We start from the raw sequence: 14266 nt of genomic DNA on the forward strand, positions 1-14266 counted from the left end.
TTGCTGCCGAACCACGCGCCGCTCGTGATCGCGGAGCAGTTCGGCAGCATGACGCCGCCGGAGCCGACGCGAATCGTGCTGGTGCCTGCGGCAACGTGTCCGATCACAACCGATGTCGCGGCGCTCGCGATGCCCGTCATGTTGTGATGTTCGGCCAGCCAGAAGCGCAGGTAGCCGAGTTTTTCGGCGTGCTGGGCGAGCTCGCGTGAATGTTGAAACGCATCGGCGGCGGTCGATCCGACGGGGATCGGTGAGAGGTCGAGAACTGAAAAGGGGATCATTGCGGCTTCCGTGACTTCGAGCGGGCGGCTGTGCGTGCGGCGGACGAAAACACACCGTGAACGCGCACCGCGAACGCGTGGCTAAATGCCGATTGTGCCGAAAGTCTTGAAAGTCTGCCGTGACCGCCCTCAGGCGAGGCGAGGGTAGCCGCGCCTCGCGGCGTCGGATTCGAGATCGATGATCGCCGAATAATCGCTCAACAGGCGCTGCGCGAAGCCAGCGAGCTTGAGGCGCGTTGCCAGCGGTGCATCCTGGGTGAGGGCGCGGGAAAGAGTGGTTCGAAGCGCATCGATTCCATCCGCCGGAACCCTCTTCGACGCAATCAGCGGCAAGCCCGGCGACGAGGCCGTCACGCCAATCTCGATGACGCCATCGGCGAGTGCTGGAAGATGTTCGCGCACGAAGGCGAAGGTCACGCAGTCGATGGCGGCAATGTCGGCACGATCGTCGGCAAGCGCTTTGAGCGACGCCAGATGCCCTCCGGTTTCGACCAGCGACGAGAAGAACGCACGGCCATTCGCGAATGGCGCAACGGCGTGGCGCAGCAGGTTCATGCCGCTGTTCGAGTCGTCGCTGTTGTAGGCGGCGCGCAGGCCTCGACTGGATTCGAGCGATGTCACGCTCGCCGCCTTGCGCGCGACCAGCACGCTTCGATAATCCCCGTTCGCGCAGCCATCGATGGAAAAAATCGGGGTCGCGACTAGCTGCACGCGGCCGTCAAGCGCGTGCATCAGCGGATAACCGCAGGTCTGGGTAAGGAGCACGTCGTCGCGCAGCCAGAATTCGGTCAGCGATGTGTCGGGATCGACCAGCTCCAGCGTATCGCCGCGAGCGTCGAGCCACGGCCGCAGTTGACTGCGCACGTGTTCCAGCAACACGCGCCAGTCGCCGGCGAGCGTTGGTGTGACGTTGTACATCGGTAAAGCCGCAAGCCATTTCATGCAGGTTCGTTGTCCCTTATACGGCTTGCGCGACTCCGGACTTTGCGTCCTTGGCAGCTTCGAGTTCGGCGAGCGCGATCTGATCGGCGCGGGCGTGCAGCGGATGCAGCGCCGGCGCCACCGGTTTTACGCCGTACCGGACCATCCATTCCTGATAACCCCGCACGATAAAGCCGCCGTTTCGCTGCAAGTAAGCATCGCGTTCGTCATGATAGATCGCCGATAACGCGAACCACGGCGCGCCCGGCAGATCATGATGGACCGAGTGGAAGTTGTTGTTCAGGAACAGCAGCCGCCAGAACCACGATGCTTCGTTGATGACGGTGCGTTCACTGATTTTATCGGCTGCGCGGTGTTCCTGGAATGAGCGGATTGCGCTCAGGGCCAGCGCCGGGTATCCCACGCCGAAAACGAAAACGAGAGGACTGATGCCGCAATAACGATCGAGCCACGTGACAAGCAGACCGAGCAGCACGAGATGGAGCGCCCATGCGCCAGCCATCCGGGCGTTGCCACGCGCAATTGCGACCATTGCCGAACCGAGCGTCGATGCAATCGAAAACCAGGGCGCGAGCACAATGCGTCCAATGAACGTGTTGCGAAACGTGAGCAGGCCACGCACGACGAACCCCGCGCCGCGCCAGCGTTCCGCCGATACAAAATAGGTTTCCGGATCCAGATCGGGATCTGTGAGATGAACGTCGTCGTGATGGCGCAGATGCGACTCGCGATACACCGCGTACGGAAACCACACCGCGAGCGGCGCAATGCCGAACAACGCGTTGAGCAACGGAAAGCGGGTCGGATGGCCGTGCAGCAATTCGTGCTGCAACGAAAGATAAAGGCAGGAAAGCACCGCAAGGATCCCGACGGCGAGCGGCACGCCAAGGGCGCGTGCATTGAGCGCCGTGCCAAACCATCCGCCATACAGGGCCACGATCAGGAGCCAGGTGGGCCATTCGCTGCGCCAGCGCCACGAAGCGCGAAGCTGATGGATGGTGCGGCGTTGGGCGTCGTCGATGTAAATACTCATGGGAATTCGGTGACGGATCGAGCCACGATCTTAGCGTCGCGTCGCCGCCGGCCAAACCAAGCGATTCCGCTAAGCTTGTTCCCATGCGATGAATCTGTTTATCACGCTGTTGACGCACTCCACATTTCAGACGGTGTAAGGATTTAGTAGGCATCTTTCCTGCTCGTGCAATGCAACCCCAACCATGGTCGGGGTGGCTCGTTCGTCCGGACTTGGCCAAGACAAGACAGCGCGACGTCGGCCATGGCCCGGCGACCGCTGCAGGGAGCGCGCGATGCCGCAAAAGCAGGAAGCAGAACAAAAGAATCAGGAAGCAGGGTCGAACTCTCCCCATCTCGACAGCGACGAAAAGGAACAGGCCGCCGAACATTCGTCCCCGCACGCGCTCGTGATCCACGAGATCGTTCGTGAGGAAGGCGAGAATTCGATGGACCGTACCTTCTTCGCGCTGGCGTGGTCGGCGCTTGCGGCGGGGTTATCGATAGGATTTTCGTTTCTCACGCAGGCCACGCTTTTAAGCGCGTTACCCGATGAACCCTGGCGCGATCTGGTGGCATCGTTTGGATACACGATCGGATTCGTGATCGTGATTCTCGGACGCCAGCAATTGTTCACCGAAAGCACCCTGAGCGCCGTATTGCCCGTGCTCACGCGCCGCGATCTGAAGACCTTGTTGAAGACGTTCCGGCTATGGGCGATCGTGCTGTCGTTCAACCTGATCGGGACGATCATCTTCGCCGCGATCCTGCAGATCCACGGTGTGTTCTCTGACGATGTCGTCGGGTCGCTCGGCAAGCTTGCGCAGTTACCGATCTCCGGCAGCTTCGGCGTGACCGTAGTCCGCGCGATCTTCGCAGGATGGCTGATCGCGCTGATGGTATGGCTGCTGCCGAGCGCGCGCTCCGCCCGTTTCCTGACAATCCTGCTGATCACCTACACGGTCGCCGTGAGCAAGCTGTCGCATGTGATCGCCGGGTCCGTGGAAACGTCGTACGCGGTCATGACGGGCGCCGCGACCATTCGCGATTACCTGCTCGTATTCCTGTTGCCGACGTTCATCGGCAATATGATCGGCGGGATCTCGCTCGTGGCGATCGTCAATCACGCGGCGATTGCGCCCGAGATCGACTGATGCTTCTGCCTGCTTGCGAGCGGCACGCCTCCAGGGCACGCTGTTCGCAAGCAACAACATATGACCAACGAAAGCGCACTCATTGCGCGCAATGGCGAAAGCGTCGTGATTACGCCGCTTTCGCCCAAAGCCTGTTGGTCGATCTCTTGCCCCCGGATACCGGACCGCCGGGCGGCTGTGAAAACGAATCGAGAACCTTGCGCAATGCATCGATACGTTGCCGCTGAGCCGGCACGAGCACGTGTTCACCGCCTACCGCAGCAAGCCGTTCACGCCAGTAGTCCACGTTCATCGCGCCTGTCGGCTTCTGGCTCATTGCGCGCAACTGGCCGATTGCGCGTTCAATGTGCTGGAGTTCCGCGTCCGCATGCGACGATGTTTTCAAGCCCCCTGATGTTGCACCCTGTTTGTTTTTCATCTGCGCCACCGTTTTTGCCGGCGTACTGCCGCGAGCGCTGCCACCTGTTTCGATGACAAGGCCCGTCGTGCGTCGTCCGGCTTTTTTTCCCCTTCGCCTGCGCGCTTATCTGCGCGTCGGGCGGCCCCGGTTTGATGCGACCGTCGATGCATACTCGCCCGGTGTGGCGGCCATGCACTGTCTGGAATCGCACATTGGGCGCGCTGGTGGGTGCGCAGGGGAACACGGGAATTTTACGGATGAAATACGCAAACGTTTTCGCGGTAAAGGGTATCCGTGATGCGACGCTTGCGTAGTAAGGATTACCCGGTGCTTGGGTCGCGCGGCTTGCCGCTGCGTTTGATCTGCTCGTCCATCGCAAGGTCGAGCTTGCTCACGCGTCGTGGTTTTTCCGGCTTGAGCGCGTTCACGAACGCGACAAAATCGTCGAGCGGCAGGGGTGAGGACAGTTTTTGCTCGCCGGCGAGCGCGCGGTCGACGAGATAGAAAAGGCCGCCGCTCAGGCTGATCGCGGCGTACTGAGGATTGCCCGAGCGTGTCTTGAGCCGTTCAACGGCGTTAATGGCTTTAGTGGACCGCACGATCGGCTCGTCTGACTAGCTGTCCGGCTTTGAAAGGCGAACTCATCAGGAACCGTTGGTTCCGGGAGCGCATTTCTTGCTCGCGCCTTCGAGCCACAAGTTTGACACGTGCCGTTCGCCCGGATAAAACCGGTACGAAGTCTCGCCGTTGTCGAAGCGAACCTTGATCACATTGGAATCGCCGAATTCGAGCATCGTGCCTTGCGGAATCGGTGTTTTCTTGAACTTCGCATCGTGCTTTTGCGCCTCGTCCGTCAGGCACTGGACGATGCTCGTGACCGATGCGTTCGTGGCGGTTTCGACTTCGGGTTGTCCGGCGTCGGCATTATGAAACTGGCCGCAGGCCTGGAGCAAGAACAAGGGAAGCGCGAGAGCGCAGGCAATCTTTTTCATGGTGTCCTTCAAAAATTCGGCCACAGCAACGTTGGGTCTGTCATGCCGATTACATCACAGCGGCCTTACGATTTACGTAAAAGCGCATCAGGCGTCGGGCGGCACGCCCAGAAGCTGCATGGTTCCACCGACAACGCCTGAAAACACCGGCCCTGCCACGGTCCCGCCGTAATACGAGCCTGCCGACGGTTCATCGATCATCACCGCGACAATCACTTGCGGGTCGCTCATGGGCGCCATTCCGACAAACGACGCACGATACTTGTTCGCAGCATAGGTTCGCCCGACCTGTTTGCGCGCCGTACCGGTCTTGCCGCCCACCCGATAACCCTCTACCGCTGCCGCACGTCCCGTGCCACGGGGCCCCATCGCGAGTTCGAGCATGTTGCGCACGGCCGCGGCCGTCGTGGCCTTGGTGACCTGAACCGGTTCCGGTGCCGCTTTGCCGCGTACGAGCGTCGACTGGCGGAATTCACCGGTGCCAGCATAAGCCGTATAAACCTGCGCGATCTGCAACAGCGACAAGGACAGGCCATAGCCGTAAGCCATGGTCGCCTGCTCGATAGGCCTCCAGCGCTGGTACGCGCGCAAGCGCCCCGTCGCCGCACCGGGGAACGTCAGCTCCGGCGCCTGCCCTATGCCATATTCGCGGTACTTGTCCCAAACCGTCTGCGCAGGCAGCTTGAGCGAGAGCTTCGTCAACGCAATATTGCTCGACATCTGCACGGCCTCCGACACCGTAATGACGCCGTGATTCGATGTATCGTGGATCGTGTTCGGACCGAGCTTGAAGGTGCCCGGCGAGGTATCGATACGGGTATCGGGGCGCACCTGTCCCATATCAATGGCAAGCGCCGCGACCAGCGGCTTGATGGTCGAGCCGGGCTCGAACGTGTCGGTGAGCGCCCGGTTGCGCAACTGCTCGCCGGTCAGGCGCGAGCGATCGTTCGGGTCGAAGGTCGGATAGTTGGCGAGCGCGAGGATCTCGCCGTTCTTGGCATCCAGCACGACCACGCTGCCCGCGCGTGCCTTGTGCTTTTTGATCGCCGCTGCCAGTTGCGTATGCGCGAGCTGCTGGATGCGCCGGTCGATGGTCAGGTGGATGGTCTCGCCGTTCTCGGGTAATTCGGCTTCGCCAATCTCCGACACAACACGCCCCAGCCGGTCGCGGATCACTTCGCGCTGACCGTGTTCCCCGGTGAGGCGATCGTTCGCGGCGAGCTCGACGCCTTCCTGGCCGTGGTCCTCGTTATCGGTGAAACCGACGATATGCGCCGCCGACTCTCCCTCAGGATAAAAGCGCTTGGTATCTGCGACGAGCGTGACACCCGCCAGCCCCGTTTCCGCAATGCGCGTCGCCTGGTCGGCATCGACCTGACGTTTTAGCAGGACGAACGAACGCTCCGTTCCGAGCCGGCGGGCGAGTTCCTTTTCGGGCATGTCGAGCAGCCGCGCGACATGCGGCCGGGTTTCGGCACTGAAGCGCGACGGCGTCGCCCAGATGGAATAGGTTGCGAGGCTCACGGCGAGCATCGCGCCGTTACGGTCGACAATTCGCCCGCGCGTGGCGGCGAGTTCGAGTGTGCGCTGATACCGCTTTTGTCCCTCGCCGATGTAAAAGTCCTGGTTCACGACCTGAACCCACAGCGCGCGCGCCGCCAGCGCCGCGAACGCGGCGAACATCAGCATGACGATGAAAGTGGAGCGCCACTGAGGCAGCCGGCTTTCGAGGACGGCGTTCTTCACGGGCGTCCGGTACGCTTCGTGAGCGCGCCTGGCGGTTTTACGCATGCTTGGGTCGGCTCGTTTGATGGGTCAGGTCGCGGCGGATGGGTCTTGCGCAGCCAGGTGCTCGAGCACGCTTGCAAGTTTGGCGTCCGTCGGTAATGTGATGCCAAAGGTGTCTTCCAGCACGCCGCGCAGCTCGGCGGCCGACGTGAGTTCGCGATGCTCTTCAGCCGTGCCCCGGCGGGTCACCGTCCGGTCGAACAACGTCTGGCGTTGCCCCGGGATCACGCGCGCCACGATCAGGTGATTGACGAAGATCGAATCGGGGAGGGTGGACACGTAATGGTTCGCCATGGCGTAGTCGGAGGGCACCTGGGGTTCGAGATCGAACCGGTACACGGGCTTCCACGTCTCGCCGAGCTTCACCAGCAGCTTGAAATCGCCGCGCTCGATCAGATCGAGGCGGAAGGTCTCGTGCGGCGTGGCCTGTTCACGGCCGTTATCGAACACTAGGGGAGCGGTGAGCGTCATGCTGCCGAAACCAACGTCGGCGAGCCAGGTTTCATCCGGCGTTTCCACGAGCAGCATCATGTGCGTGCGCGGCAGCATGGCATCCGGATCGGCCCAGAGCACGCGCGCTGCAAGCCCGGTCGTCTCGAATCCGATGGTCTCCAGCACTGCGCGAAACAGCAGGTTGTGTTCATAGCAATAACCACCGCGGCGCGCGCTCACGAGCTTTGCGAACACCGACTCGAGATCGAGCCGCGGCGTGACGCCAAGCAGCGTGTCGATGTTTTCAAACGGGATGGCCTGCGGGTGCAGCCGGTGCAGCGCATGCAGCGTTTCAGCGCTCGCTTCATGCGGGCCGGTATAACCGATGCGGTCGAAATAGGCGGCGAGCTGCACCGGCGAGACTGTCTGAATCATGTGTGGAACTCCTGCCCTGATGATGGAAAAACTCGGCCGGGCGTGCCGCCGCGAGGTGCCGACATTCTACCGGCACAGCCCAGTCTTGATTACAAATTGCATACGGCGGCGGGCATAAGCTCGCCGATTGGTCACGATTTTGAACTGTGAGACGGCTAAGATGGTCTTTAATAGGCGGTGCGTTCAACTCTTCTCTTAAAGAACCCTATGTCGACCCCACTTGCTACTGCTACGTCCTCCCCGCCGGCTCCCGGCAAACATCCTGCCCCACCATGCACGCTCGTGATCTTCGGCGCTGCCGGCGACCTCACCAAGCGGCTCTTGATGCCGGCACTGTACAACCTCTCGTCGGACGGTCTGCTCGACGACAAGATGAAGATCATCGGTGTCAATCACGGCGAGCTCGAAACCAGCGCCTGGCGTGACCAGCTCACCGAATCGCTCAAGAGTTTCGCCGCCGACAAGGCCGGCGCCTTTCATACATCCCAGCTAGACGAAAAGGCATGGAACTGGGTTGCCGACCGCCTGCAGTACGTTGCGGGCGAGTTCGAAACGGATGACGTATTCAACAAGCTAAAGCAGACTTTGGGTGAAAGTGGAAATGTCATTTTTTATCTCGCCGTCAGCTCACGCTTCTTCAAGCCCATTGTCGAGCGGCTCGGCAAAGCAGGATTACTGAAAGAAAACGATCAAGCGTTCCGGCGCGTGGTCATTGAAAAGCCGTTTGGGCATGACTACGCATCGGCGAAAGACTTGAATGAGAGCATTCTCAAGTTCGCCGGGGAAAATCAGATCTATCGCATTGATCACTTTCTCGGCAAGGACACCGTTCAGAGCATTCTTGCCGTGCGCTTTGCCAACGCGTTGTTCGAGCCGATCTTCCGGCGTGAATATATCGATCACGTGCAGATTACGGCGGCGGAAACCATCGGCGTGGAAGGGCGTGGCGGATTCTACGAGCAAACCGGCGCATTTCGCGACATGGTTCCTAACCACCTGTTCCAGTTGCTCGGCATGGTCGCCATGGAACCGCCGAATTCCTTCGACGCCGAAGCCGTCCGCGACAAGAAAGCCGAGATCTTCGACGCCATCCAGCCGCTGAAAGCCGGCGACGTGGTGCTCGGACAATACGAGAAGTCCGCGAGCATGCCGGGTTATCGCGAGGAAAAGGACGTTGCGCCTGACAGCCAGACGGAAACGTACGCGGCGGCGCGGGTGTATGTCGAGAACTGGCGCTGGGCCGGTGTACCGTTCTACCTGCGCACGGGCAAGCGCATGACGGCGCGGCGCACGGAGATATCGATTCAACTGAAAGCCGTGCCGTTCCTGCTGTTTCGCGACACACCCGTCGATACGCTCGTGCCGAACGTGCTGACATTGCGCATCGATCCGCAACACGGTACGACCTTCGACTTCAACGTCAAGGTGCCGGGTCCGGTGATGCAGGTCGGGGCGGTGCAGTCGTCGTTCAAATACGGCGATTTCTTCGATGAAAAACCGAACGTAGGCTACGAAACGCTGCTGTACGACTGCATGCTCGGCGACGAAACGCTGTTCCAGCGCGCGGACAGCATCGAGACGAGCTGGGCGGCGGTCGACGCCGTTCTGCATCCCGAAGGCGGTCCGTTGCCGGTTCATGGCTACGAGGCGGGAAGCGCCGGCCCCAAGGAAGCCGACGCACTGCTGCAGGCTGATGGCCGCGCATGGCGTCCGCTTGGCGACGAACACACGAAGAATGCTGGTCACAACGACAAGAACTGAGGAGAAACCTGATGGGGACAGCAGCAAAAAAGGCAGCGGCAAGCACACCGGCGAAACGCAGTGCCACGAAAGACCGCACTCACCTCGAAAGAATCCTTGCCATCGATGTCGGCGGGACGGGCCTGAAAGCGGCCATCATCGACGCGCACGGGACCATGAAGACCGAGCGCCTGAAGGTCGCGACGCCGCATCCGTGCCCGCCGGAGTTGCTGGTGGACACGCTGGTCAAGCTGGTCGAGCCGTTGATGCAGCCGTTGCCGGCGACGCATATCTCGATCGGCTTTCCTGGCGTAGTGCGCGACAACCATGTGCTGACCGCGCCGAACCTCGGCAATGAAAGCTGGCGCAACATCCCGCTCGCGCAAATGCTTTCGGATCAGCTCGGCCACCACTTGCCGGTGCGCATCATCAACGACGCCGAGATGCAGGGATTGGCGGCTATCGAAGGAAAGGGGATCGAACTCGTGCTGACGCTCGGTACAGGCGCCGGCACCGCGCTTTTCCGCGATGGCGAGCTGATGCCGCATCTGGAACTCGCGCATCATCCGGTCAGCAAGAACAAGACGTACGACGAATATCTCGGTAATGCCGCGCGCGACAAGGCGGGTAACAAGCGCTGGAACCGTCGTGTGGAAAAGGTCATCGGCATCCTGAGTTCGCTCGTGAACTACGACCGCCTCTGGATCGGCGGCGGCAACGCGGCCAATCTCAAGTTCGATTTGCCGGATAACGTGAAAGTGGTGTCGAACGAAGCGGGCATCGAAGGCGGCGCGCGTCTCTGGCATCCGCGTTCGGTACGCGAAACGCGGCAATTGCCGCCGGGGACATTCGAATGATGCCCAAGGGTTTGAAGCTGACCAAACGCTCACAGGACGACTCCGATCGCGCGCTGGAGGCGTTCTCGAAGGTCGAACTTGTGATCACCGATTGCGACGGCACGCTGCTCTACACCGATAAAACCCTCGGCGAGCCCGCAAAGGAAGCCGTGCGCAACCTGAGCGCCGCGGGCGTGCGCTTTACGGTTGCGAGCAGCCGGCCGGGCAAGGGCATGCGCACGATCGTGGATACGCTCGGTATCAAGACGCCGTTTGCCGCTTTCAACGGCGGCAAACTTGTGGACCCCGCCGGCTGGAAAACCATGAACGCGCATTGGCTCGCGCGTGATGCCGCCGAAACCGCGCTGGAAAGCCTGGCGCGCGACGGGATCGATGCGTGGGTGTTTATCGACGACCAGTGGTACATCACGAATCCCGCCGGTGAGTACGTGCCGCTCGAGCGCCGGACCGTGGGATACGACGCGGTGGTGGTGAAGCGGTTCGAGGACATCGACCTGGGTTCGGTCGAGAAGATCGTGGCGTCGACCAGTAACGCGGCCTTGCTCGAACGCAAGGAAGCTGAGTTCGCAGGTACGCTGAAGGGTCGTGCCACTGCCATGCGCTCACAAAGCTATTACCTGGACATCACACATCCGCTTGCGAACAAGGGTGAAGGCATCCGCGAACTGGCGCAGCTTGCCGGAGTGGCGCTGGAAAACGTGGCGGTGCTGGGCGATATGCAGAACGACGTCGCCATGTTCGATGTTGCGGGCGTGTCGATTGTGATGGGGCAGGCGTCGGCGCAGGTACAGGCAAGTGCTACCTTCGTATCGTCGACAAACGACGAAGACGGCTTTGCAGCGGGCGTGAACGGATTGCTCGCGGCCCGGAAGGGAGGGTAGTTTTAGACAGTCGGGAGAGCGACATCGGCGCCATGCGATGCTGACCGACAGCATCCAGCGGCGGCGCCGACGAAGCCTGGCTCTCGGCGTTGCTGCATTGTTACCTGAAGTCCACGACGCGCGTTGACGCGTGCCTTATTCGGACATCCGGTCTTAACGGCGACGCATTTGCGGACGCGGTCCACCGCCGCCGGTAGCGCGCTCGTCCTTGTGCCGGAAGTTGATCCGGCCTTTCGTCAGGTCATACACCGACAATTCCAGCGTCACGCGGTCACCAGCAAGAATCCGGATGTGATTCTTGCGCATGCGGCCCGATGCATACGCGCCCACGACCACGCCGTTATCCAGCGTCACGCGGTAGCGGCTATCGGGAAGCACTTCGTCAACAATGCCGTCCAGCTCGAGTAACTCTTCTTTCGCCATATAAAGCTCCTTAATTCGTCGTTCGATGCGATTGTATGCGAGACCAGCATGCAACCGCGATGCCTTTTATCGGATATCAATCACCGATAGTCACAGATCTGCAACAGACTGCCCGTCGATCTGACCGTCGATCAGCTTTTCCGCATGCAACAAGCAGGCCCGCCGCGCCTGTCCGCCATTTTCAAAACTTCCGTCCTGCTCGATACGGAACACGCGGCTTTCGCCCGTGGCTTCCTCACCAGCCGGCGGCGCGCGGCAGATACGCACCGATGCTTCGTAACCGGTATCCGCTGCACGAACCGCTGCGCCTTGACGTGCTCCGCGCGGGTAGATCAGCGGGTGAATTTCGTAACCCTTGTACGTCTTAAGCGGCTTGACCAGTTCTTTCATGTTTCGTGAATTCCTGTATTGCGCCCGCCCGGGCATCGAAATAGTGCATTCGATGCGTCACAACCCCGCCGACGGCCAGTCCGGGCGCCTCGGCGCTCGCGGTCGATCAGCGGTTTCGAGCAAAAAATAGCGCACGGCGCACTCGGGGTGCAGCCGTTCGCCGGGCTGTAGGTGTCGAAGAACGCCGGGGTAAAGCGCGTAATACCGTAAGTCATACACGATATAACGCATGGACTAAGCCATCCGCCGACGTCGCTGCTGTTTAAACTTTGAAGACGACTCTGAAGACGAGTGCCTGGCCGCGTTTCGATGCGAAGCCTGCACTGCCGGGGCGATGACACTCAACCAGAACTTGCGCTGAAATGCCGGGTGGATCGCTGCTGCCGTGGCGAACACGCTGCGCCAAGGCGCACTGTGTAATATTAGACAGCAAATCAGAAAAAAGTTCTGCTGTCGCCGGAGGCCCCGCCTCTCGATGCTGCAATGCGGACGTGGCCTCAGACCTGAGCACTCGTCCGCTTTCGGAGCAATGCTGCTCATTCGCGCCCGCCGCCCCGCTGCTTTCCGGCAGCATCGAAAGATCCATTATACCGTCATAGCCAGCCCGCCTTGCGGAACCGCCAGCAAAGGAAGATGTCGACCAGCAGCATCACGGTGATGCACGCCGGATAGCCATACGCCCAGTCCAGTTCCGGAATCTTGTGGAAATTCATGCCGTAGATGCCGGCAATCATGGTCGGGACCGCAAAAAGCGCAGCAAATGACCCCAAACGTTTGGTCACCTCGCTTTCCGCCAGCGAAATCAGCCCCAGATTGACCTGAATGGCGGTGACGACCATTTCCCGGCGTCCCTCGATGGTCTTCACAATGCGCTGCAGATGGTCGTAGACATCGCGGAAATAGTCCTGCATGCCGTCGCAGACGCCCGGCGCGCGGCCGCCATAGAGTTTGCTGACCGCCTCCAGCAACGGCGCCGTGTGATGCTGCAGCAAGACGAGACGGCGCTTCAACGAATACAGGTCTTCGATGATCACCCGCGACGCCGCCGAGCCATTGCGCTCGAAAATGCGCTCCTCGAGTTCATCGAGTTCCGATCCGAGCGCTTCCAGGATGGGGAAATAGCGGTCGACGACGTTATCGATCAGGGCGTACATCACGAACGCCGGGCCGTGCTTGAGCAGATGCGGCTCGCGCTCGCAGCGCGTGCGCACTTCCTGGAAACCCTGGCTCGTCCGGTTGCGCACCGAGAGCACGTAGTTCTGGCCCACGAACACATTGATCTCGCCGACCACGAGTTCGTCCTCGGCGTCGAGTTCGACCGTGTGGAGCACGCAAAACAGCGAATCCGTGTATTCCTCGATCTTCGGACGCTGGTGGCCGTGCTGGGCATCTTCCACCGCGAGTTCATGCAGCCCGAACTGGTGCGTCATGTGCGCGAGTTCGCCGGGACCCGGGTCTTTCAAGGCGACCCACACGAAGCAGTCGGGAACATCCCGATAGGCGGAGATATCGTCGATGGGGACATCGGCGAGCTTGCGGCCATCTTGATAGGCCGCGCAATTGACCAGCATGTAGTCCGCCCTTCTTACACGGTAATGAAACCGGCGCGGCCCACCCCGCACTGATACTGGATGCGTGGTGAGGCCGTCCGCCGGAACTTCCGTGAATCTTAGCGGATTTGCGAATCTGCCCAAGGCGAGGGCGCGCATCGGGTGGCCGGCGGGCGGCGCCGGCCACGAGGTGAAGCCTAACTGTTCGAATAATCCGATGCCATCTCGGAACTTAGCCGGGGCGTCTCGACCGGCGCCAGTGTGTTGTCACGCTTCGTGAGCTTGCCTTCCACCGACGCGCCGACATCCATGCGCAGTTGCTGGTAATAGATGTTGCCGTTCACGTGCGCGTTCGATTGCAGTTCCACGAAATGCTCGACGGTCACATCGCCATTGATGGTCCCGTTGATCACGATGTCATAGGCCACGACATTGCCCGTGATCGATCCCTGGTCGCTGACGACCAGCAATGTCTGCTCGCCTGGACGCCCGGTCACGTTGCCCTTGACATGTCCGTCCATGCGCAGCCCGTCACTGAATTCGAGATTGCCGGCGATCTGGACATCGTGTGCGATCAGCGTGGCAAGCTTGGCCTGGCCGACGCCGGTGGTTTTTTTTGCTTTGAACATGGATGACCCCTTTCTGGTCTGGATTGCGATTTCGATACTGGCCGCGTGCAAGGCGCGTGGCCGGCGCCTGGAAGCCCTGGATGCTGCGTTAGTTGGATTTGTCGCGCTGGCGTTTGATGAACGCGAGATCAGTGCGCATCTGATGCATTTCGGCCGCACTGTCGGTTGCCTGCTGCTGCAGCACGAGCCGCGTCGCGACCTCGTGATCGAGCGCGATCTGCGCCTTTGCGAGCTGTTCGCGAATTTCACGCTCGGACATGGGCGGTGCGCACAAGGCATCGGCTTTCTTGCTGTTTTCCCGCGATGTCACGAGCGCAAAGCCTGCCGCCGCAGCGCTCGCGGCAGCAGGCTTTGCGCTCGT

At 61.0% G+C, this 14266-nt stretch carries 18 protein-coding genes; 4 read left to right on the top strand and 14 right to left on the bottom strand.

Annotated elements, in window-relative coordinates:
- From ACRXB1_RS15320 to ACRXB1_RS15330, 3 genes are all read right to left on the bottom strand, one after another.
- Positions 1-281, bottom strand: a 281-nt coding sequence (locus ACRXB1_RS15320) for an LLM class flavin-dependent oxidoreductase (RefSeq protein ID WP_449492457.1), incomplete at its 3' end; no start/stop codon positions are given.
- A gap of 129 nt (positions 282-410) precedes the next feature.
- On the bottom strand, positions 411-1223 hold the full coding sequence (locus ACRXB1_RS15325) for a phosphate/phosphite/phosphonate ABC transporter substrate-binding protein (protein ID WP_449492458.1): 813 nt from the start codon (positions 1221-1223) through the stop codon (positions 411-413).
- Positions 1224-1239: 16 nt separating this feature from the next.
- Positions 1240-2256, bottom strand: a complete 1017-nt coding sequence (locus ACRXB1_RS15330; RefSeq protein WP_449492459.1) for a fatty acid desaturase — start codon at positions 2254-2256, stop codon at positions 1240-1242.
- Between the two features lie 274 nt (positions 2257-2530).
- Here ACRXB1_RS15330 and ACRXB1_RS15335 point away from each other — a divergent pair, with 274 nt between their 5' ends.
- Complete coding sequence (locus ACRXB1_RS15335) at positions 2531-3388, top strand: formate/nitrite transporter family protein (RefSeq protein WP_062003191.1); 858 nt, start codon at positions 2531-2533, stop codon at positions 3386-3388.
- Between the two features lie 109 nt (positions 3389-3497).
- Here the strand turns inward: ACRXB1_RS15335 and ACRXB1_RS15340 are convergent, their stop codons facing one another.
- The 5 genes from ACRXB1_RS15340 to ACRXB1_RS15360 form a co-directional block, all read right to left on the bottom strand.
- Positions 3498-3806 (bottom strand): hypothetical protein, encoded by a 309-nt coding sequence (locus tag ACRXB1_RS15340; RefSeq protein WP_062003190.1) that lies wholly within the window; start codon positions 3804-3806, stop codon positions 3498-3500.
- 302 nt (positions 3807-4108) lie between these two features.
- Positions 4109-4387, bottom strand: coding sequence for a hypothetical protein (locus ACRXB1_RS15345; protein ID WP_062171304.1), 279 nt, complete (start codon positions 4385-4387; stop codon positions 4109-4111).
- Between the two features lie 45 nt (positions 4388-4432).
- Positions 4433-4780, bottom strand: a complete 348-nt coding sequence (locus ACRXB1_RS15350) for a hypothetical protein (RefSeq protein ID WP_062003713.1) — start codon at positions 4778-4780, stop codon at positions 4433-4435.
- 87 nt (positions 4781-4867) lie between these two features.
- Positions 4868-6571 (bottom strand): peptidoglycan D,D-transpeptidase FtsI family protein, encoded by a 1704-nt coding sequence (locus ACRXB1_RS15355; RefSeq protein ID WP_062171302.1) that lies wholly within the window; start codon positions 6569-6571, stop codon positions 4868-4870.
- Positions 6572-6595: 24 nt separating this feature from the next.
- Entirely contained in the window at positions 6596-7435 is an 840-nt protein-coding gene (locus ACRXB1_RS15360; protein WP_174364786.1) for an arylamine N-acetyltransferase family protein, read from the bottom strand.
- 207 nt (positions 7436-7642) lie between these two features.
- Here ACRXB1_RS15360 and zwf point away from each other — a divergent pair, with 207 nt between their 5' ends.
- From zwf to ACRXB1_RS15375, 3 genes are read left to right on the top strand one after another with little or no spacing between them, the layout of a single operon-like run.
- On the top strand, positions 7643-9196 hold the full coding sequence (gene zwf / locus ACRXB1_RS15365) for a glucose-6-phosphate dehydrogenase (RefSeq protein ID WP_062003186.1): 1554 nt from the start codon (positions 7643-7645) through the stop codon (positions 9194-9196).
- An 11-nt stretch (positions 9197-9207) separates the two neighbouring features.
- Positions 9208-10032, top strand: coding sequence for an ROK family protein (locus tag ACRXB1_RS15370; protein ID WP_449492460.1), 825 nt, complete (start codon positions 9208-9210; stop codon positions 10030-10032).
- The gene (locus tag ACRXB1_RS15375; protein ID WP_449492461.1) at positions 10029-10913 is read left to right on the top strand and encodes an HAD family hydrolase; all 885 of its coding nucleotides are present in this window, start codon (positions 10029-10031) and stop codon (positions 10911-10913) included. Before ACRXB1_RS15370 ends, ACRXB1_RS15375 begins: the two co-directional genes overlap by 4 nt.
- A gap of 153 nt (positions 10914-11066) precedes the next feature.
- Here the strand turns inward: ACRXB1_RS15375 and infA are convergent, their stop codons facing one another.
- From infA to ACRXB1_RS15405, 6 genes are all read right to left on the bottom strand, one after another.
- The gene (gene infA, locus ACRXB1_RS15380) at positions 11067-11336 is read right to left on the bottom strand and encodes a translation initiation factor IF-1 (protein WP_050382773.1); all 270 of its coding nucleotides are present in this window, start codon (positions 11334-11336) and stop codon (positions 11067-11069) included.
- 90 nt (positions 11337-11426) lie between these two features.
- On the bottom strand, positions 11427-11717 hold the full coding sequence (locus tag ACRXB1_RS15385) for a hypothetical protein (protein WP_172812043.1): 291 nt from the start codon (positions 11715-11717) through the stop codon (positions 11427-11429).
- Between the two features lie 271 nt (positions 11718-11988).
- Positions 11989-12312 (bottom strand): hypothetical protein, encoded by a 324-nt coding sequence (locus ACRXB1_RS15390; protein WP_449492462.1) that lies wholly within the window; start codon positions 12310-12312, stop codon positions 11989-11991.
- Between the two features lie 7 nt (positions 12313-12319).
- Entirely contained in the window at positions 12320-13297 is a 978-nt protein-coding gene (gene corA, locus ACRXB1_RS15395; RefSeq protein WP_062003183.1) for a magnesium/cobalt transporter CorA, read from the bottom strand.
- A gap of 176 nt (positions 13298-13473) precedes the next feature.
- Positions 13474-13905: a bactofilin family protein gene (locus ACRXB1_RS15400; protein WP_062171296.1), complete on the bottom strand. Its 432-nt coding sequence runs from the start codon at positions 13903-13905 to the stop codon at positions 13474-13476.
- Between the two features lie 88 nt (positions 13906-13993).
- The coding region (locus tag ACRXB1_RS15405) for a hypothetical protein (RefSeq protein ID WP_449492463.1) at positions 13994-14266 on the bottom strand (273 nt) is incomplete at its 5' end.

This window comes from Caballeronia sp. M23-90 (assembly GCF_053574605.1).